The organism is Xanthomonas axonopodis pv. maculifoliigardeniae (assembly GCF_041519315.1).
Taxonomy (GTDB): Bacteria; Pseudomonadota; Gammaproteobacteria; order Xanthomonadales; family Xanthomonadaceae; genus Xanthomonas; species Xanthomonas euvesicatoria.
Genome location: NZ_CP167998.1, coordinates 4,379,929 through 4,398,536, shown reverse-complemented (window position 1 = coordinate 4,398,536; position 18,608 = coordinate 4,379,929). Strand labels below are relative to the sequence as shown.

General features: G+C 66.0%; 16 protein-coding genes. 8 read left to right on the top strand and 8 right to left on the bottom strand.

The window, feature by feature from the left end:
• Positions 1–91 precede the first annotated feature (91 nt).
• The 3 genes from ACDH77_RS18775 (at position 92) to ACDH77_RS18765 (ending at position 4,505) form a co-directional block, all read left to right on the top strand.
• On the top strand, positions 92–1,381 hold the full coding sequence (locus ACDH77_RS18775; protein ID WP_031424672.1) for a tryptophan--tRNA ligase: 1,290 nt from the start codon (positions 92–94) through the stop codon (positions 1,379–1,381).
• Positions 1,382–1,509: 128 nt separating this feature from the next.
• Positions 1,510–2,454, top strand: a complete 945-nt coding sequence (locus ACDH77_RS18770; RefSeq protein WP_008576427.1) for an MBL fold metallo-hydrolase — start codon at positions 1,510–1,512, stop codon at positions 2,452–2,454.
• Between the two features lie 398 nt (positions 2,455–2,852).
• Positions 2,853–4,505 (top strand): M28 family metallopeptidase, encoded by a 1,653-nt coding sequence (locus tag ACDH77_RS18765; RefSeq protein ID WP_405054824.1) that lies wholly within the window; start codon positions 2,853–2,855, stop codon positions 4,503–4,505.
• A 336-nt stretch (positions 4,506–4,841) separates the two neighbouring features.
• On the opposite strand, the gene ACDH77_RS18760 is transcribed toward ACDH77_RS18765, so the two are convergent.
• Positions 4,842–5,315 (bottom strand): Rap1a/Tai family immunity protein, encoded by a 474-nt coding sequence (locus ACDH77_RS18760; RefSeq protein WP_031424670.1) that lies wholly within the window; start codon positions 5,313–5,315, stop codon positions 4,842–4,844.
• 31 nt (positions 5,316–5,346) lie between these two features.
• Between ACDH77_RS18760 and yedA the strand changes: the two genes are divergently transcribed.
• Entirely contained in the window at positions 5,347–6,291 is a 945-nt protein-coding gene (gene yedA / locus ACDH77_RS18755) for a drug/metabolite exporter YedA (protein ID WP_031424669.1), read from the top strand.
• A complete protein-coding gene (gene rarD / locus ACDH77_RS18750) occupies positions 6,288–7,196 on the top strand; it encodes an EamA family transporter RarD (protein ID WP_109290482.1) in 909 nt (302 codons plus the stop codon). The genes yedA and rarD overlap by 4 nt, the downstream gene beginning before the upstream one ends.
• 78 nt (positions 7,197–7,274) lie before the next feature.
• On the opposite strand, the gene ACDH77_RS18745 is transcribed toward rarD, so the two are convergent.
• The 5 genes from ACDH77_RS18745 to ACDH77_RS18725 form a co-directional block, all read right to left on the bottom strand.
• Positions 7,275–8,390 (bottom strand): alpha/beta hydrolase family protein, encoded by a 1,116-nt coding sequence (locus tag ACDH77_RS18745; RefSeq protein WP_372353591.1) that lies wholly within the window; start codon positions 8,388–8,390, stop codon positions 7,275–7,277.
• A gap of 167 nt (positions 8,391–8,557) precedes the next feature.
• Positions 8,558–9,883 (bottom strand): ABC transporter permease, encoded by a 1,326-nt coding sequence (locus ACDH77_RS18740; RefSeq protein ID WP_008574770.1) that lies wholly within the window; start codon positions 9,881–9,883, stop codon positions 8,558–8,560.
• Positions 9,884–9,890: 7 nt separating this feature from the next.
• Positions 9,891–11,051, bottom strand: coding sequence for an ABC transporter permease (locus tag ACDH77_RS18735; RefSeq protein WP_031424668.1), 1,161 nt, complete (start codon positions 11,049–11,051; stop codon positions 9,891–9,893).
• Between the two features lie 12 nt (positions 11,052–11,063).
• A complete protein-coding gene (locus ACDH77_RS18730) occupies positions 11,064–11,753 on the bottom strand; it encodes an ABC transporter ATP-binding protein (protein WP_014091323.1) in 690 nt (229 codons plus the stop codon).
• A 376-nt stretch (positions 11,754–12,129) separates the two neighbouring features.
• Positions 12,130–13,374, bottom strand: coding sequence for an efflux RND transporter periplasmic adaptor subunit (locus ACDH77_RS18725; RefSeq protein WP_218488903.1), 1,245 nt, complete (start codon positions 13,372–13,374; stop codon positions 12,130–12,132).
• A gap of 460 nt (positions 13,375–13,834) precedes the next feature.
• On the opposite strand from ACDH77_RS18725, the gene ACDH77_RS18720 reads away from it, so the two are divergent.
• The 3 genes from ACDH77_RS18720 (at position 13,835) to ACDH77_RS18710 (ending at position 16,713) form a co-directional block, all read left to right on the top strand.
• On the top strand, positions 13,835–15,010 hold the full coding sequence (locus ACDH77_RS18720) for a sensor histidine kinase (RefSeq protein WP_014091321.1): 1,176 nt from the start codon (positions 13,835–13,837) through the stop codon (positions 15,008–15,010).
• A gap of 84 nt (positions 15,011–15,094) precedes the next feature.
• A complete protein-coding gene (locus ACDH77_RS18715) occupies positions 15,095–15,697 on the top strand; it encodes a response regulator transcription factor (protein WP_031424666.1) in 603 nt (200 codons plus the stop codon).
• Between the two features lie 227 nt (positions 15,698–15,924).
• Complete coding sequence (locus tag ACDH77_RS18710; protein ID WP_031424665.1) at positions 15,925–16,713, top strand: ThuA domain-containing protein; 789 nt, start codon at positions 15,925–15,927, stop codon at positions 16,711–16,713.
• Positions 16,714–16,937: 224 nt separating this feature from the next.
• Here ACDH77_RS18710 and ACDH77_RS18705 read toward each other — a convergent pair whose 3' ends face one another.
• Both ACDH77_RS18705 and ACDH77_RS18700 read right to left on the bottom strand, forming a co-directional pair.
• Complete coding sequence (locus tag ACDH77_RS18705; protein ID WP_031424664.1) at positions 16,938–17,480, bottom strand: cytochrome b; 543 nt, start codon at positions 17,478–17,480, stop codon at positions 16,938–16,940.
• Complete coding sequence (locus ACDH77_RS18700) at positions 17,477–18,568, bottom strand: catalase family peroxidase (protein WP_011348897.1); 1,092 nt, start codon at positions 18,566–18,568, stop codon at positions 17,477–17,479. Before ACDH77_RS18700 ends, ACDH77_RS18705 begins: the two co-directional genes overlap by 4 nt.
• Between the last annotated feature and the right edge of the window lie 40 nt (positions 18,569–18,608).

The following is an 18,608-nucleotide window of genomic DNA, read 5'->3' as shown; positions in this document are numbered from 1 at the left end:
CGAGCGCGGAGCCAACTCCCCGGCGCCTGCGGCGGTGGCAAAAGTGCGGAACCGCTAAACTTGGGGGCTACCCCACCCTGGCATGACGTAGATGACCACCCGTGTCCTTACTGGCATCACCACCTCCGGCACCCCGCACCTGGGCAATTATGTCGGTGCAATCCGCCCGGCCATCCAGGCCAGTGCAGGTGCCGATACGGAGAGCTTCTATTTCCTGGCCGATCTGCACAGCCTGATCAAGGCGCAGGACCCGGCGCGTACGCAGCGTTCGACACTGGAAATCGCCGCCACCTGGCTGGCCTGCGGCCTGGACCCGGACAAGGTGTGGTTCTACCGGCAGTCCGATGTGCCCGAGACCACCGAGTTGATGTGGTTGCTGACCTGCGTGGCCGGCAAGGGCATCCTCAATCGCGCGCATGCCTACAAGGCGGCGGTGGACAAGAACCGCGCCGATGGCGAGGACGAGGATGCCGGCGTCACCGCAGGCTTGTTCATGTATCCGGTGCTGATGGCGGCCGATATCCTGATTTTCAATGCGCACAAGGTGCCGGTGGGACGCGACCAGATCCAGCACATCGAAATGGCGCGCGATTTCGCGCAGCGTTTCAATCATGTCTACGGGCGCGACTTTTTCACCTTGCCCGAAGCGGTGATCGACGAGCAGGTGTCCACCTTGCCAGGCCTGGATGGCCGCAAGATGAGCAAGAGCTATAGCAACACCATTCCACTGTTTGCACCGCGCGAGGAATTGCGCAAGCTGGTGTTTTCCATCCTGACCGATTCGCGCGCGCCGGGCGAAGCCAAGGACACGCAGGGGTCGGCGTTGTTTCAGCTGTACCAGGCGTTTGCCACACCGCAGGAATCTGCCGCCTTTGCGCAGGCGTTTGCCGACGGCATCGGCTGGGGTGATGCCAAGCAGCAGTTGTTCGAGCGGATCGATCAAGAAATTGCGCCGCTGCGTATGCGCTACGAGGCGTTGATGGCAGAGCCAGCCAAGATTGAAGCGATCCTGCGCGCCGGTGGTGCACGTCTGCGCGCGCGCTATGCCACTCCCCTGCTGGCCGAGTTGCGCGATGCGGTGGGCTTGCGCGATCTGTCCAGCCAGGCCGCCACCGCGGCGGTGCAGTCCAGCGAAAAGGTCGCACTGCCGGTGTTCAAGCAATATCGTGAAAGCGATGGGCAGTTCTATTTCAAGTTGAACGATGGCGCGGGTGCATTGCTGCTGCAGAGCGATGGCTTCGCTTCGCCACGCGATGCCGGACAGGTGATCGCACGGTTGAAGCAGGCTACCCAAGCCAGCGATCTGCAGCTGCCGGGCGTGCATGCGCAGGTGGATGCCGACGTGATTGTTGCCGCGATGGATGCCTTGCGCGAGGCGTGAGCTGCGCGGCGCAACAGGCGTCGAGGTGGGTTGTTGTGGTTGCGTAGGTCGTGCCTGTGACGACATGCGCGACCGCGACGCCAGGCTTGGGCCTACACTGCAGTTCCGACAGCCGCCGCGGGGTGCGAATGACAGCGACAGCCGAGTTCAACATCCACACCATCGATACCGGCTTTGGCGGCGTGCAATTCGATGCGGCGTATCTGGTGGTCCAAGCGCAGCAGGCCGCCTTGATCGATTGCGGTACCTCGCTGTCGGTCCCGCAGATGCTGGCCGCGGTGCAGGCGGCCGGCTTGGCGCCAGCGCAGGTGGAGTGGTTGATCCTGACCCATGTGCATCTGGATCATGCTGGCGGTGCAGGAGCCTTGTTGCGGCATTTGCCCAATGCGCAGGTGCTGGTGCATCCGCGCGGTGCACCGCACCTGATCGACCCTGCGCGGTTGATTGCCGGCGCCACCGCGGTGTATGGCGAGGCGGACATGGCGCGCCATTACGGCGTTATCGAGCCGGTGCCGGCCGAGCGTGTGGTCGCGGCCGGCGAGGGTCATACCGTGATGCTGGGCAAGCGCGCGCTGCGCACCGTCGAGACGCCTGGACATGCGCGCCATCATCTGTGCGTGTGGGATGCGCGCAGCCGCAGCTGGTTCACCGGCGACACCTTCGGCCTGTCGTATCGCCAGTTGGACAGTGCGCGTGGCGCTTTCATCGTGCCGACGTCCTCGCCGGTGCAATTCGAACCCGAGGCCATGCTGCAGTCGATCGCGCGCCTGATGGACGCCGCACCAGAGGCGATGTATCTGACCCATTACGGCCGTGTCACCTCGCCAGAACCGTTGGCGCGGGCGCTGGGCGAGCAGATTCATGCGATGACCGACATTGCGCTGGGCTGCGCGCAGCGTCCGGACCGGCATCGCTGCATGGTGGCGGCATTGACCGAACTGTATCTGGAACGCGCACGCCAACATGGATGTCGGTTGGACGATGCCGCCGTGGAGCAACTGCTGGCAACGGACATCGAGCTCAACGCGCAAGGGCTGGGCTGTTGGCTGGATCGTGCAGCGCGCATGCGTTAGCGCTGGTTGAGGGGTGACACACCCTCTCGAACGCTATAGTGCGTGGTCGGGTCGTTCTGGTGCCGCTAAGGCCGGATCAGTCGGGTGCGCGGTGCCCTCACCGCTCGCGGGATACGCCGTGAACCCGTCCATGGGGCTCGACGGCGGCATCCATGCCGCCAACGGGCCCGCAATCGGTGAGGACACCGCACCAGAACGTTGGCTGGTGGTGTTGTTGAAAGCAGTGCACATCGACCATCTTGATGGCGCACGCGCAAGCGCCTTGCAGCCACACCGGAGATCATCCGCGCTTGGCCATGCATGCGATCGACTGCATTCTCGTGTCATTGCGCTCCGTGTTGGTCGCACGCTTGTAAACTATGTGTCATCTACCGTTGCAAGGCCTCACCGTGAATCCGATGCGCATCCTGCTGTTGTCTGCCTGCCTGTTTGTAGGAGGTGTGGCGCAGGCCGCCAACGATCTGCCGGGCGGTGGCATCGATGCCGAGGCATTGTCGCGTCACGTGCGCTTGCTGGCGTCGGACGAATTCGAAGGGCGCGCGCCGGCCAGCGCCGGTGAGCAGCGCACGGTCGATTACCTGGTGGAGCAATTCAAGGCGGCTGGCCTGGAGCCAGGCGGCGAGCAGGGCAGCTGGACCCAGGCCGTGCCGCTGGTGCGCGCGCAGGTGGATGGCCCGGTGCGCGCAAGCCTGCGCGTCGGGGGCAAGACCCAGGCGCTGGTCAATGGCAACGATGTGACCCTGCAAAGCCTGCGTCCGCAGCAGGCGGTCGCGTTGAAGAACGCGCCACTGGTCTTCGTCGGCTACGGCATCAGTGCGCCGGAGCGCCAATGGGACGACTACAAGGGCGTGGACCTGCGCGGCAAGATTGCGGTGGTGCTGATCAACGATGCCGATTTCGAATCGCCGCAGCCGGGCGCATTCGACGGCAAGGCCGTGACCTATTACGGCCGATGGACCTACAAGTACGAAGAGGTGGCGCGGCGCGGTGCGGCCGGGGTATTGATCGTGCACGAGACGGCGCCGGCGGCGTATGGCTGGGCCACCGTGCAGAGCTCGGGCATGTCGCCGTTGTTCGACATCGAGCGCAGCGATGCCGATGCCCGCGCGCAGCACGTGCCGGTGCGCGGCTGGATGCAGCGTGCATTGGCGGTGTCGTTGTTCAAGCAGGCCGGCCTGGATTTCGAACAGGCCAAGGCGCGTGCGCAGCAGCGCGACTTCGCGCCCGTGGCACTGGGCGATGCGGCGTTGTCGGTGAATTTCAAGCTCAAGCGCGAGCGTGTGGTGACGCATAACGTGGTGGCCAAACTCACCGGCAGCCGGCATCCGGATGAGACGGTGATTTTCTCCGCGCACTGGGATGCATTCGGGATCGGCAAGGCCGATGCCGGTGGCGATACGATTCGACGCGGCGCCGTGGACAACGCCACCGGCGTGGCCAGCGTGCTGGAACTGGCGCGCGTGTTCGCAGCCGGCCCCAAGCCGCAGCGCACGTTGTACTTCATTGCGTTGACTGCCGAAGAAAAGGGCCTGCTCGGCGCCAATTACTACGCCGCGCATCCGCTGGCGCCGTTGGACAAGACCGTGGCCGTGCTCAACATGGAAATGTTCAGCCCCGATGGCCCGACCCGCGACATCGCCTCGTGGGGACGTGGGCGGGTGTCGCTGGAAGGCGATCTGGAAACCGCCGCCAAGGCGCGTGGTCGCAGCTATTCGCCGGATCCGAATCTGGAAGCAGGCTTCTTCTACCGCGCCGATCATTTCGCGTTCGCGCGCATGGGTGTGCCGGCGATCACCGCCGGCCCCGGCCTGGACATGCTCGACGGCGGCGTCGCGGCAGGCAAGGCACTGCGCGAAAAGTATTTCGCCGATTGCTACCACCAGCCGTGCGATCGCTGGACCCCGCAATGGGATGCCAGCGGCCATGCCGCCGATACCACGCTGGTGTACGACGTGGGCGTGGCGCTGGCCAATGGCCGGCAGTGGCCGAGCTGGCAGGATGGCTCGGAATTCAAGGCGATCCGTGCCAAGAGCGATGCGGTGCGCAAGTAAGCGCGCAGGAGCGAGAGGGCGCCGTGCCCTCGAGAGAGGCCAAGCGCAGCGACCAAGACGACTGCGTTGATCGCCAGACGGGCGCAGCTGGATTCGATGCGGCCTGTGCGCTCGTACATTCGGGGTCCTGCACGCTGTCCATGCGCATCGGATGACTGAGCGCGACGCCAAGCGAACGCAGCCGCTGCCCGGTGGCCTGCATTTGCTTGTGCGTGTGCGGATCCCGCGCGCCGTCCAATCTCATCAGACGGCCGCTCGGGACGTTTGTCGTTGCTCGGTGCACAGGCTGGCGTTGTGATCAATGCCATCGCATTGAACGACTGCGCATAGGCGTGCCTACGGCTTGGCGGCGTTGGGTGAGTTGCCGCCGCCGGCACGCGTGCTCTTGTCGCCGCCGCTGCACGGATAGCGCTTTGCCAGCACCTGAACGATCAAGTCAGGTGCGGCTTGGTCCTGGCGTGTATCGGGCAGCGCGCCGATATCGGCGATGACCGCCTGCAGATCGGGCGAGCCGGTGCTGCCCGCCGGCATGCACCAGCCGGTGCGATAGCTGGCGCTGGCGACGCCGAGCAGATACGCACCGGCGCGGCTGGCCGAAACAAGCACCTTGAACTCGCGTTGCTCCGGCGCGGTGATTTCTGGCGCAAGCGATCCGTCCAGTCCGGCGTCGATCAGCTTGCGGCCGCTGAGTTCCCACGGCTCGGGGGCACGCGCCGATGCCGTGGCGGACGTTGCGAACAAGGCGGCCAGGGCCAGCCAGCGAAGAGGGTGCTGCATCTGCACGCTCGGATGCGGTGGGAAGTGCACCATAGCGCGACCGAGGTGCGGCGTGGGCTTTGGCATGTGCTCTAGAATCGAAGGTTCCGCTGCACTGCCTGGCACTGTTCCGATGTCTTCCTCTCACGATGCTGCCGCGCCTGCGCGCAGCGGGTTAGTCGTTCTCGCCTTGTTGCTGGTCTACGTGGTGTGGGGCTCGACCTATCTGGCGATCCGCTTTGCGCTGGAAGGTGGCGCGCAGCCGCTGACGATGGTGTCCGGCGCACGTTTCATCGTCGCCGGTAGCGTGCTCTACAGTGTGCTGCGCTGGCGCGGTGTGGCGGCGCCAACGCGCGCGCAGTGGAAGAACGTGGCGCTGATGGGTGCGGCGTTGCTGCTGCTCGGCAACGGCATGGTGGTGCTGGCCGAGCGCAGCGTGTCGTCCGGGCTGGCCGCCACGGCGGTGGCGTCGGTGCCGTTGTGGATGGCCTTGTTCGGCGCATTGCGCGGGCAGCATGCCAGCGGCGGCGAATGGCTGGGCATCGTGATTGGCTTTGTGGGCGTGGTGTGGCTCAACGCCGGCAGCAGCCTGACCGCGACGCCGGTTGGCCTGGTGTTGCTGCTGATCGCACCGATCGGCTGGGCATTCGGGTCGGTGTGGTCGCGCGGGCGCGATCTGCCTTCGCCGTTCATGACCGCTGCCGGGCAGATGGTGTGCGGCGGCGTGCTGCTGGTCAGTACCGGCCTGCTGATCGGCGAGCGCCCGCAGGTGTGGCCGAGCCCGCAAGGACTGCTGGCGGTGGCGTACCTGTGCGTGTTCGGCTCGATCGTGGCGTTTACCGCCTACGTGTGGCTGCTGCATCACGTGCGTCCTGCGCTCGCCGGTAGCTACGCCTACGTCAACCCGGTGATTGCGGTCAGCCTGGGTGCCTGGTTGGGCCATGAGCGCTTCAGCGCGCAGGACATCGGTGCGATGGCGGTGATTCTGGCCGGCGTGCTGGTGGTCACCTTCGCCAAGGCGCGGCGATGAGCGCGGTGTCGTCGCAGGAAGCACGCCGCGGGTTGTTGATCACCGCCTCCACCTTCGTGCTGTGGGGGCTGGTGCCGGTGTACTGGCATCTGCTCAAGGCGGTGCCGTCGCTGCAGATCATCGCCCACCGCATCGTGTGGAGCACGGTGCTGGTGGTGGCCTGGCTGCTGGCGAGCTCGGGCCTGCGTTGGTGGCGCAGCATCGCGGCGCAGCCCCGCGCGCTGCGCATGCTGGCCGGCAGCAGCGTGGCGATCGCGTTCAATTGGGGCCTGTACATCTGGGCGATCAACGCCGGGCATGTGATCGAGGCCAGCCTGGGATACTTCATCAACCCGCTGCTGAGCGTCTTGCTGGGCGTGCTGGTGTTGAAAGAGCGCCTGCGCCGCATCCAGTGGGTGGCGGTGGCCTGCGCGGCAGCGGGCGTGCTGTGGCTGACCATCGATGCCGGCGCGCCGCCGTGGATTGCGTTGGGGCTGGCGGTGTCCTTCGGTATTTACGGGCTGCTGCGCAAATTGGTGGCGGTGGATCCGGTGGCCGGGCTGGGCGTGGAAAGCGTGTACCTGTTCGTGCCGGCGTTGCTGCTGGCGGCGTGGGGCGAGCAGGGCCACGGCGGCGCGTTCCTGAGCGGCTGGAGCCTGCGGACCGACGCGATGCTGATCTTCGGTGGCGTGGTGACGGCGCTGCCGTTGATCGGTTTCGCCTACGGTGTGCGGCGCATTCCGCTGTCGTTGGTGGGCATCCTGCAATACATCGCGCCGAGCCTGCAGTTGCTGCTGGGCGTGTGGTTCTTCCACGAGCCGTTCGATCAGGGGCGCGCGATGGGCTTTGCCGCGATCTGGGTGGGTTTGCTGTTATTTGTCGGCGACAGCGTGGTGCGGTCGCGGCAGCCGGTGCTGACGCGCTAAGTCAGCGCCACCCTGCACGCTGTGCGTGTGGCATTCATCAGTGCGATTGCTTCGCGTCAGCGTGCGCGATTGCCGTGCTCAACTCTGCGGCATCGCCAGGGGGTTGGTTACGGCCAGCGTGGACGCGGGCAGCGCCTGCGGTGCAGGGCAATGGCTGGGGTCTTGGTGCACCTGTGCCAGCCATTGGTCGATCGGCCCGCCGAGCACGTCCAGCCGTAGCGGCAGGCTCAAATGGTTTTCGCCCGGCAGTTCGAGGTAATGCGCACGCGCACTGGCCAGGGCCAGTGCACGGCCGTGCGCCACCGGAATGTGTTGATCGGCATCGCCGTGCAACAGCAGCACGCAGCTGCGCGTGTCGGCCAGGGCGTGCGCGACATCGACACGGTCCAGGTCCAGCTTGAGCTGGGTGTCGGCCGCTGCAATCACCGCGTCGATATTCTGGTCGGCATAGCGCCAGCGTGCATACGCCGCCACCGCCCGCCCACGCCACCCGTGCGGCTGGCTGGCGAGCAGGTGCGGCACCATGTCGCGGATGCCGCGCCCGGCATTGGCGAAGGATTCCATCGCCACCACGCCGGTCACGCGCGGGCCGAGTTTGTCGGCCGTAAACAGCGCGGTGGCCGCGCCGTAGGAAATGCCGAACAGATACAGCGGCCCGCGGATTTCGCCGCGTGGTTGCAGGGCGTCGAGCACATCGATGACGTCGTCGGACTCGCGCGTGCCGTAGCCGGACGGCCCGCCGCCGGAATGACCATGGTTGCGCAGATCGATGGTGACCACGCGGTAGCCGGCCTGCGCAAGCTGCAGCGACCAGGGCAGCAGCGAGTCGCCATCCATCATCCAGCCGTGCAGCAGCACCACGGTGCCGCGCGGCGCCGGCGGTTTGGCAGTCGGTGCCTTGAAACTGAAATCCACATCCAGCGCATGCGCCGGGTCGCTGCGCTGCCCCATGTAGCGATAGTGCATGGCGTACTGGCCGGGGTCGATCGCGCGCCAGAAGATCGGCACGCCATCGCGCGTCACCACATGCCCGCTGCGATTGGGCACCGTGGCGATGGTGGCGGCAATGCGTTCTTCGTCCAGCAGCGGCGAGGTACCACCGGGCGCAACCAGGCGCTCGCTGAGCGAGGTCGAAGAAGAGGAGCAGCCGGCCAGCCACAGGCAGGCGCAGACCAGCAGAAGCAGGCGCGTCATGGCGATCGATCGATGGAGCAAACGGCCGAGCAGGCTACGGCCTGCCCGGCTGGCGCATCTACCGCACTGCGGTGACAGAACCATGACAGCCTGCAATACGTTCAGCCGCCGCCGTGCGCTTTGCCGCGGCTGTCACCATTGCCGATCCCCGGCGGGCCAAGGCCCGCCTACACCTCACGCAGCGCCGTGGTAATCGGCAGACGCGCCGCACGCAGCGCGGGAAACAGTCCGCCCACCAGGCCGATGCCCAGCGCCCACTTCAGCCCGCTCCAGAGCAGCTCCGGCGAGACCTTGAACTGGAAGACCACCTGGCTGAAGTTGCTGCCCAGCGTGGAGACGGTGTAGCCGTTGAACACCGCCCAGGCGATCGCGCCGCCCAGCAGCCCGCCCAGCAATGCCAGCAGCATGGTTTCCAGCATCAGCGCCATGATCACCGGCGTGCCGCGAAAGCCGATCGCACGCATGGTGGCGATCTCGCGCGCGCGCGTGGCCACCGCCGCATACATGGTGTTGAGCGCGCCGAATACCGCGCCCACTGCCATGATCGCCCCGATCACCGTGCCCAGGATGTTGATCAGCTTGTTCAGGCCGCCGCCCTGTTTGCCGTAGTAGGCGCGGGTGGTTTCCACATCCAGCTTGAGCCGCGGATCGGCGGCCATGGCGGTCTTGAACGCGCTGAAGCCTGCCTTGCCGTTGGTGCGCACGCTGATCGACTGATAGGCACTGCGGTTGTAGGTGGTGGCCAGCGTCTGCGCGTCGGTCCACAACTCCGAATCGTGCGCATCGCCGGAGGCGAACACGCCCACCACCGTCCACTGCTGGCTGCCAAGCGTGAGGGTCTTGCCCAGCTCCAGTCCGCGGAACTGGTTCAACGCGCCCTTGCCCACCACCATTTCGCGCAGGCCGGTGTTGAAGCGGCGGCCCTGCACGATCTTGACCTTGTCATGCACGGCCCAGGCCTGTTCGCCCACGCCACGCAGTTGTGCGTTGACGTCGGTGCCGTCGGCGCGGGAGGCGATGTTCACCACTTGCGACAATTCCGGCGACAGCATCGGGCGGCCATTGGCATCGGCCGCAATGCCGGGCAGGCTGCCGATCAGCGGCACCAGGTCGCGGGTGATCACCGAGTTGGTCTCCGCCTGCGAACCGCCGCGCAGGACGATCGCGGTGGTGTCGTCGCCGGTGCTGTTGAGCGTGGCCTGAAAGCCCTGGCCCATTGCCAGCATCGCCACCAGCACGCCGACCACGCCGGCAATGCCGACCACGATCACCGAGCTGGACCCCCAGCGCTGCGGCAGCGTGGCGATGCCGATGCGTGCGGCCGCCAGCGAGAGCCTGCCGCTGCGTGTGGCCACCAGCCACACCGCCAGCAATCCACCGATCGGCAGCAGCACCATCCACGGCAGTGCGATCCAGGCCGCCAGCCCGATTGCCAGCAGCACGACCGACAGCGCGTTGACCCCACGATCTTTCCATTTGCGTTGCATGTGCATGCTCCTGTCAGCGGCCGGCGAGTGCATCGACGATCTTCAAGCGCTGCGCGCGTAATGCCGGCAGCACACCCACCACGATGCCGATGCCGGCCATCAGCCCGACCGCGACAAGCCAGGTCTGCAGCGGCACGGTCTGGGTCGGCATCAGGCCGCCGCTGCGCGCTGCAACCGCCGGGATCACCAGCGCCGCCAGCCCCATGCCGATCAGCCCGCCCAGGCCGATCAGCAACATCGACTCCACCATCACCAGGCTCAGCACGGTACGGTCCTGAAAGCCCAGCGTCTTGAGCGTGGCCAGCTCCGGAATCCGCTCGCGCACGGCCTGTGCCATGGTGTTGCCGGTCAGCAGCAGCAAGGTGAAAAACACCGCGGCCATGATCGAGGTGACGATCAAGCCGATATCGGCAAACTGCTTGACGAAGGCTTGCTGAAATGCCGATTCGGTCTGCGACTTGGTTTCATGGTCGGAGTTGGCCGACAACGCATCGATGGCCTGCGCCACGCGCGATGCCTGGTCGGCGTTGCGCAGCGTCACCGTGTACCAACTCACCCTGCTTTTGATGTAGTCGTTGGACTCGTCGAAGTACTTCCAGTTCATCATCAACTGGCGTTCCTGGTTGGCGGCCACGGTGCGGTCTTTCATGCGGAAGATGCCGACCAGTTGCAGCGGCCAGTCGTTGCTGCCGCCGCGCGGAAAGATGGTGGCCTGCAGCGGAATGGTGTCGCCGATCTTCCAGCCATTTTCCTTGGCCAGGCTTTCGCCGACCACCGCGCCGGTGCGTGTGGTCTGGAACGCCTTGAGCTGGTCCTTGGGCAACTGGTATTCGCTGTACACATCGAAGAAATTGGGCGCCACCGAAAAATTCGGGAAAAAGTTCTTCGGGTCGCGGTAGATGCCGCCGAACCACATTGCCGAGGTCACATCGCGCACGCCCGGCACGCTGCGGATCTGGTTTTCCAGATTGATCGGCAGCGATTGGGTGATCGACAAGCGCGATGCCACCACCAGCCGGTCCACGCCGCTGACGCTGCCGCCGGAGGTAAAGGCCACGCGCACCGAATCGAGCATGCCGAACAATAAAAACGCCGCGACCACCGAGAGCAAGGTCAGCAAGGTGCGGGTCTTGCTGCGGAACAACTGCGCCCATACCAGCGAGAGATACTTCATGGCAGCGCTCCCTTACAGTGCAAGCGGCGCGTCGGCCAGCTCGCCCTTGTCCAGATGGATGGTGTGGGTGGCGTATTCGGCGGCCTTGGGGTCGTGGGTGACCATCACGATGGTCTTGCCGTGTTCGCGATTGAGCTCCTGCAGCAGGCGCAGGATTTCTTCGGCATTGTGGCGGTCCAGATCGCCGGTGGGTTCGTCGCAAATCAGGAAGGTGGGATCGGAGACGATCGCGCGCGCGATCGCCACGCGTTGCTGCTGGCCGCCGGACAATTCGCTGGGCTTGTGGTTGCGACGCTCCTGCAGGCCGACCAGGGTCAATGCGATCTCGGCATTGCGCTTGCGTTGGGCGGCATTGAGCGAGGTGAGCAGCAACGGCAGCTCCACGTTCTTCTGCGCGGTGAGCATCGGCATCAGGTTGTAGAACTGGAACACGAAACCGACGTGGTGACTGCGCCAGGTCGCCAGCTGCCCGCCGCTCATGCGGTCGATGCGCTCGCCTTCGATCTCGATCTCGCCGCCGCTGGGGCTGTCCAGCCCGCCGATCAGGTTCAGCAAGGTGGTCTTGCCGGAGCCAGACGGCCCCATCAGTGCGACGAAGTCGCCGCTGGCAATGTCCAGATCGATGCCGTGCAGCACCTGCACCTGCTCGGGGCCGCGTTGGTAGGTCTTGGTGATGTTGCGCAAACTGACGAGAGCGGACATGGCAACTCCTGGCGGTGCGATGGAAGAGGTGACAGCAGTGCGCAGAGCGACTGCGGATGTGGTGCGGCACTGCAGTAACACGATGAGCTGAAATGCGATGAAGCGATGGGGCGAGTGCAGGCAAAGGCATCGGTTGCTGTGGCGACACCTGTGCGGCGCACGCTGCCGATGCCTGAAACGTGCCTGCGACGACAGCGGCTGAGATATCGACGAACATCGCAACTGCAGATGCGCAAGCACAGCCGATACCGCGTTACTGGATTTCACCGGCGTTCGCTCGCAGCGCGACGCAGGCGCTTACGTCGCTGCCGTTTCCATCAAACGCGCTTTCCGTATTGCCCTGAGTGGTGACCGCCTGCGCTGTGTTGGTTGTGCGTTATTCGGCAGCGTCCGGCGCTGCTTCGGTCACCTTGTCGCCATCGGTCAAGGTTTGCGGCGGATTCAGTACCACACTGTCGCCTGCGGCCAGGCCGGAGAGCACCTGCCTGTCTTCGCCCATCACCATGCCGGTGGCGACGGCATGCGCGCTGACGGTGTCGTGCTCGCCGACCACGAACGCGACCGTGCGCGTGTCGCGCTCCACCAGTGCGGCGGCCGGGACGCGCACGCCCTGCGGTTTGGCTGCTTGCTGCGGTTTGGCCTGCTCCAGAAAGCTGACCCGGACACCCATTTCCGGCACGATGCGCGGGTCCTTGACCTTGAGCGCCACGCGCACTTTCACCGCGGCCTTGCCGCGGTCGGCGGTGGGGATGATGGCGATGACCTCGCCCGGAATTTTCCATTCCGGGTAGGCATTGAGCACCGCTTCCACCGGCATCTTGGGTTGCACGCGGCCGATATAGGACTCGCCCACTTCCACCTCGATTTCCAGCGATTCCATGTCCACGATGGTGCCGATACCGGTGCGGGTGAACCCGCCGCCGGCCGACAACGGCGAGACGATTTCGCCCGGCTGCGCCGCCTTGGCGGTCACCACGCCGGCAAACGGCGCGCGCACCACGTTGAAGTCAGAGCGGATACCGGCAATGGCCAGTTGGTCGGAAGCGACCTGCACATTGCGCTGCGCGTTCTGCAGCTGGGCGCGCAAGGCATCGCGCTGCGCAATGGCCTGGTCGTATTGCGAGCGCGACACCAGCTGCGCACCCACCAACGACTGCAGGCGCGTGGCATCGGCGTTGGCTACCGCCAGTTGCGCCTGCATGTTGTCGACCTGGCTGCGTGCGGCCGACAACTGCGAGGCCGACAAGCTGCGCTGCGCATCGGCATCGAGCGGGTCGAGTGTGGCCATCACCTGGCCCTGTTCGACGCGCATGCCTTCTTCGATCATCACCTCGCGCACCTTGCCGGTGACTTGCGCCGACACCGTGGCCATGCGTCGTGCCACCACATAGCCGGAGGCGTCCAGCACCGATGCGCTGCTGCTGCCGGCGCTGATCGCCACCACCGGCGCGGTCTGCACCTGCACCACCGGGCGGCGCGTGAACCACCACGCGGCGGCGGCCAGCACGATGACGAGGATCACTGCGGCGAGGATCCAGCCGGTACGGCGGGCGGGCGGCGGCGTGGCAGGGCGCTGGCGGTCGATGCGGAGTTGCTTGAGCAGATCGGCGGAAGTGTTCATCGATGACCAGGACGGAAGGCTGCGCGAAATGTGACGGTCTACAGGCGATGCCGCAAGCTGCCGGAAGTCACCAACTGCGGTGCGGCGACAAACGGTCGATGCGCCGATGCCACCGCCAGCTGGTGCGCAGCATGCAGTCAGCACGGCGCGCTCACCAGTGACAGCTGTCATCTGCACGCCATGACACCGGCAACTGGTGCACCAGCGCTGCGGCAGGCCATGCTGGCGGCTCCTCCGGCAATCCGCTAACGGCATGCTTTCCTTCGCATTTGCAGACTGCACGTATCTGGCTTGCGCTTGCGCAGGCCAATCGCAACCCCGGTGGGCGATCGCATCGCAGCAAGCACCGGGAGCATGCATGAGGCCGCTCACCCGTATCGTCCTGCACGCAGCCGCACGCAGCCGCACGCGGGCGGGCCCGGCAGTGGCAGAATCCGCTCATCCACACGGACCTTTGCTGATGCGCCTCCGGTTTCCCGCATGGCTTCGCCCCGCCGCCAGTTCGCAGGTTGCCGCGCGGCTGGCGCAGGGCCAATCGCCGTGGATGGACAGCGTGCACTTGCTGTGGTCGGCCTGGGTATTCGTGGTGCCGGTGTTTTCTGCGCGGGGCTACGACAGGACCTGGCTGTTGTGCACGCTGCTTTCGTATCCGGTTTTCCTGCTGCTGTACGCACGCATGTTGCTGGCGCCACGCGGCACCTTGTATCGCTACGCCTGGGCGATGGCGGTGATGAGTGCTGCCTTGTTGCCGGTGTATTCGTCGGGCATCAGCTACTTCATCTTTGCCTGCCTGAGCTTGCGTCCCTCCACGCGGCCTGGGTTGTGGCGGCACTTTGCGATGTTGCTGCTGATGAACGCGTTGTACCTGAGCTGGGCGCACTGGCTCGGGTTGAGCATGCAGGCGCTGGTGTGGATGCCGGTGACGGTACTGGGCATGGCCGCCGTGGGCGCGGTGTACAGCATCAACGAACGCAAGGACGCGTTGCTGCGCTTGTCGCAGGACGAAGTTCGTCGTCTGGCGGCCACTGCCGAACGCGAGCGCATCGGCCGCGACCTGCACGATCTGCTTGGCCATACCTTGTCGCTGGTGGCGCTCAAATCCGATCTGGCTGCGCGCCTGATCGAGCGCGACCCGCAGGCCGCACGCAACGAGATCGACGCGGTGGCGCAGGTCTCGCGCGAGGCGTTGGCGCAGGTACGGCGCGCGGTCACCGGCATCCGTGCTGCCGGCCTGGTTGCCGAACTGGCATCGGCGCGGGTGCTGCTGGACCTGGACGGCATTGCGCTGGAGCAACAGCTGGAGCCGCTGGCCTTGCCGCCCGAGCACGAAACCGCGCTTGCGCTGGTGGTGCGCGAGGCGGCCACCAATGTGCAGCGCCACGCGCAGGCAAGACGCGTGCGTGTGCAACTGCGCGCGCACGGCGATCAGGCGGTGCTGGAGATCACCGACGACGGCCGCGGCGGCGTGATCGTGCCGGGCAACGGCCTGGACGGCATGCGCGCACGCCTGCACGGCCTGGGTGGCGCGCTGGATGTGCAGGCCTTGCCGCGCGGCATGCGATTGCGCGCCAGTGTGCCGTTGCCGCGGCCTGCGGTTGTCCCCGCAACGCCGCCGGTGATGCCGCAGCCGCTCTAACGCGCCCCGGTTGCGCTGCCAAGTGCACGGCATGCGTCGGCGCTGTTATCGTGCGCAACCGTTGCATGCATGCGAGCGCGACCGATGATCCGGGTGTTGTTGGCGGAAGACCAAGCCTTGCTGCGTGGCGCGCTGGTGGCCTTGCTCGGGCTGGAGGACGATATTGCGGTGGTCGGCAGCGCCGGCGATGGCGAAAGTGCGTGGCGCGAACTGCAGCGCCTGCAGCCGGACGTGCTGGTCACCGATATCGAGATGCCTGGCCTGACCGGGCTGGAACTGGCGCAGCGGATCCAGCGCCAGGCGTTGCTGGTACGGGTCATGATCGTCACCACGTTCGCGCGTCCGGGATTTTTGCGCCGTGCCCTGGATGCCGGCGTGGCCGGGTATCTGCTCAAGGATGCGCCGGCCGAACAGCTGGTCGATGCGTTGCGGCAGGTGCACCGCGGCGGGCGGGTGATCGACCCGCAGCTGGCCCTCGATGCGTGGGTGGAAGCAGACCCCTTGAGCGAACGCGAACGGACTGTGCTGCGGCTGGCCGGCGAAGGCCGCTCCGCCAGCGAGATCGCCCAGCAGTTGCAGCTCTCGCACGGCACGGTGCGCAATTACCTGTCCGAATGCATCGGCAAACTGGGCGTGGCCAATCGCATCGAAGCCTACCGCCTGGCGCGGCAGAAGGGCTGGTTGTAGTGCAGCCAGTCGATGGTTTGCGTGTGCGGGAAGCTGACGTTTTCGGGGTGCGGAATTGCATGCAGGTGCGCCGCGCCTAATCGACGCGAACGCACTACAAAGCCGCCATCGACGACGGTGCATCGGTTGCTTCATCCGCCAATCCGCAGCTATTCCAAACGCGTGCGAAGGCATGCGATTTGCACCCAGGTACACTGCACAGCATCGAAAAATACGGCGAGCGATGCATGAAATCTCTGTGGCTGTCGGGCCTGCTGTGGATGTGCGCCTTCAACGCGTCTGCCGAGCAATTCAAGATATTGGTGGCTGCCATTCCCAACCAGTATCACCACGACTATATCCCCGTGGCCAAGCCGCAATTCGAAGCGATGGCGCGCAAGCATTATGTCCAGATGGTGTGGGCGTGGAATGCCAAGGCGTTCGATGGCGACCTGTCGCAATACGCGGCCATCGTGTTGCTCAATACGCCGGCCACCGATCTCGACCCGGCGCAGCGGGCCAACTTCCAAAAATACGTGCGTAACGGCGGCGGCGTGGTCGCGGTGCACAAGGCCTTTGCGATCAAGCGCGGTGAATGGGAGTGGTACGACCACATGATCGGCCGCTCGTTCCGCACCCATCCGTACATGCAAACGGCGATGGTGGATGTGGCCGACGCCAATTTCCCGGCCACTGCCGGCCTGCCCAAGCGCTGGGTATGGAGCGACGAATGGTACGAATACGATCCGCCCTACAGCGACGACTTGGTCACGCTACTCACCGTCGACGAACGCAGTTATGACCCCACCTTGATCTGGCCAGGACAGGTCGCCAAGGGCATGGGCCAACAGCACCCGGTGGCGTGGTACCACCACTTCGAAGGTGGCCGCATCTTCGCCACTGCGCTGGGCCATCTGGCCGAAGCCTATAACGACCCGCGCTATCTGGAGCATTTGTACGGTGGAATTTATTGGGCGGCCACCGGCAAGGGCATCGAATCATCGGCGCCAGCGGCCAAAACAAAACGCCAGCGTTAGGCACCAGCCCCTCTCCCCGGCGGGAGAGAGGTGGGTAAGGCGACGGGCGAGGCCGGCCGCGTGGGCCTACTTCAATCGGCTGCGCCCGCATCCTCGTCCGCCCCTGCGGGGCACCTTCTCCCCCATGAAGGGCAGACGATGTCCCATGGAGAAGGAACTGCGTGCTGCCACTGTGTGCCGATCCTCTGCCGAGCCGCGTCAGCCCATCATCAACCGCGACCCCATCACTGCGCAGACCGCTCTCCACGCGCCATGCTGGAAAACACCCCGTCGCGGCGCACCCAGGCGTGAAACAACGCCGCGCTCAGATGCCCCAGCACGGTGGCAAATAACAGATACGCCAGCCAGCCATGCGCGCTGCGCAGCCAGGCATACAGTGCAGGGTCGTGCGGTGCGATCGCCGGCAGGTTCGCGCCTGGCCACAGCACGATCGGGTAGGCGCCGGCCGACAGCATCGCCCAGCCGATCAACGGCATGCCCAGCATCAATGCATACAGCAGCCAATGCGAGGCAATCGCGGCAGCCCTTTGCCATGCCGGCAGATCGGCCGGCAGCGGCGGCGGGCGATGGCGCAGGCGGTTGATCAGGCGCAGCACCGCCAGGATCAGGATCGCGATGCCCAGCGGGCGATGCAGATCGATCAACCACGGCCGCTGCGTCACCGAGGCCACCATGCCCACGCCGACGAACAGCATGGTCAGGATCATCGCGGCCATCAGCCAGTGCAGCACGCGCGCTGGCAGATTGAAGTGGGTACGGCGGCTCATTGGCGTGCTCCCTGGCCGGTGGCGGCGCTGCCCGTGCCGTTGGCGATCTCGCGCTCGCGGCGGTTGAACGATTGCGAATACACCGACGAGCGCGCTGCCAGAATCGGGTCATTCGATGCGGCAAGGCCCTTGGGCAAAATCAACGGGTCGTAATTGAGATCGCGACACGGGCCGGTGGCCTGCGGCTGCGCACGCTCGATCGAGAGCGTGCCGGCCACGATCTGCTTGCGGCGTTCCGGCCACGGTTGCGACGGGTCGTCCACCGCATCGCCGGGCTCGGCGATGGTCAGCACCATGTCCCAACGCAGCGGCCCGTGCGCCAGCCGCGCGTCCAGGTCGGTGGCGAGAAAATCGCCATCGGCCTGCTTGCGTTGCGCGGCGCTCAGTTCCTTGAATGGCGTATGCGGGCGCATCGACCAGCGGATGTAGCGTTCGCGTCCGTCGGCGGCAATCGCGCGGAACGCATTGACGCCGTTGTATTGCGTATTGGCCCAGCTGTCCGACCACGGCGCAGTCTTGGCCCACTGCTGGAACTTGGCCGCTTCCGGATACTGCTTGCCGAACGCCGCCAGTTTTTCGGGGTCCGGCTTGCCGGTGGCCGGGTCTGGCTTGGAGGCCACGTTGAGCGCCTGAAAGCCGGCCGGCGTGGCGACCACGAAGAACGGGAAGCTGTTCATCGCCGTGCGCCATTCCTGCCCATCGTCGCTGCGCAACAGCAGCGCCATGCTGCGTACGCGCGCCTGCCCGTCCGGCCCGTGCGGGTCGCCGCCGCCGATGGACATGCGCCCCAGCACCGGCGTGCTGGGCTGGCTGAAGATGCGTGCCGACGACAGCCAGGTGGCCTTGCCGCTGGACTGGAATTGCCCGCTCACGCACACCCCTTTGGTATGCGCGCGGCGAAAGCCCGGATGCGGCGGCCCGCTGGATTCGATGGTGTCGGTCATGCGCGCGGCAGTGAGCCGGTCGCCACCGATCCAGCCGGCCGTCCAGGCAAACGCAAGCGCAACGCCGCCGGCAATGGCGGCAATCCCCAACAATGGCAGCACGGGGCGGCGCGCGCGCGGGGGCGAGGGAGGTGGCAACGTCATGGCTGGCTCCGGTGGTCGATACTGTGAGTGGTTGATACGA

Bases quoted from the DNA above. Each gene is read 5' to 3' on its own strand.
- ACDH77_RS18775 (WP_031424672.1), top strand. From the start codon at position 92: ATGACCACCCGTGTCCTTACTGGCATCACCACCTCCGGCACCCCGCAC.
- ACDH77_RS18770 (WP_008576427.1), top strand. From the start codon at position 1,510: ATGACAGCGACAGCCGAGTTCAACATCCACACCATCGATACCGGCTTT.
- ACDH77_RS18765 (WP_405054824.1), top strand. From the start codon at position 2,853: ATGCGCATCCTGCTGTTGTCTGCCTGCCTGTTTGTAGGAGGTGTGGCG.
- ACDH77_RS18760 (WP_031424670.1), bottom strand. From the start codon at position 5,315: ATGGTGCACTTCCCACCGCATCCGAGCGTGCAGATGCAGCACCCTCTT.
- yedA (WP_031424669.1), top strand. From the start codon at position 5,347: ATGTGCTCTAGAATCGAAGGTTCCGCTGCACTGCCTGGCACTGTTCCG.
- rarD (WP_109290482.1), top strand. From the start codon at position 6,288: ATGAGCGCGGTGTCGTCGCAGGAAGCACGCCGCGGGTTGTTGATCACC.
- ACDH77_RS18745 (WP_372353591.1), bottom strand. From the start codon at position 8,390: ATGACGCGCCTGCTTCTGCTGGTCTGCGCCTGCCTGTGGCTGGCCGGC.
- ACDH77_RS18740 (WP_008574770.1), bottom strand. From the start codon at position 9,883: ATGCACATGCAACGCAAATGGAAAGATCGTGGGGTCAACGCGCTGTCG.
- ACDH77_RS18735 (WP_031424668.1), bottom strand. From the start codon at position 11,051: ATGAAGTATCTCTCGCTGGTATGGGCGCAGTTGTTCCGCAGCAAGACC.
- ACDH77_RS18730 (WP_014091323.1), bottom strand. From the start codon at position 11,753: ATGTCCGCTCTCGTCAGTTTGCGCAACATCACCAAGACCTACCAACGC.
- ACDH77_RS18725 (WP_218488903.1), bottom strand. From the start codon at position 13,374: ATGAACACTTCCGCCGATCTGCTCAAGCAACTCCGCATCGACCGCCAG.
- ACDH77_RS18720 (WP_014091321.1), top strand. From the start codon at position 13,835: ATGCGCCTCCGGTTTCCCGCATGGCTTCGCCCCGCCGCCAGTTCGCAG.
- ACDH77_RS18715 (WP_031424666.1), top strand. From the start codon at position 15,095: ATGATCCGGGTGTTGTTGGCGGAAGACCAAGCCTTGCTGCGTGGCGCG.
- ACDH77_RS18710 (WP_031424665.1), top strand. From the start codon at position 15,925: ATGAAATCTCTGTGGCTGTCGGGCCTGCTGTGGATGTGCGCCTTCAAC.
- ACDH77_RS18705 (WP_031424664.1), bottom strand. From the start codon at position 17,480: ATGAGCCGCCGTACCCACTTCAATCTGCCAGCGCGCGTGCTGCACTGG.
- ACDH77_RS18700 (WP_011348897.1), bottom strand. From the start codon at position 18,568: ATGACGTTGCCACCTCCCTCGCCCCCGCGCGCGCGCCGCCCCGTGCTG.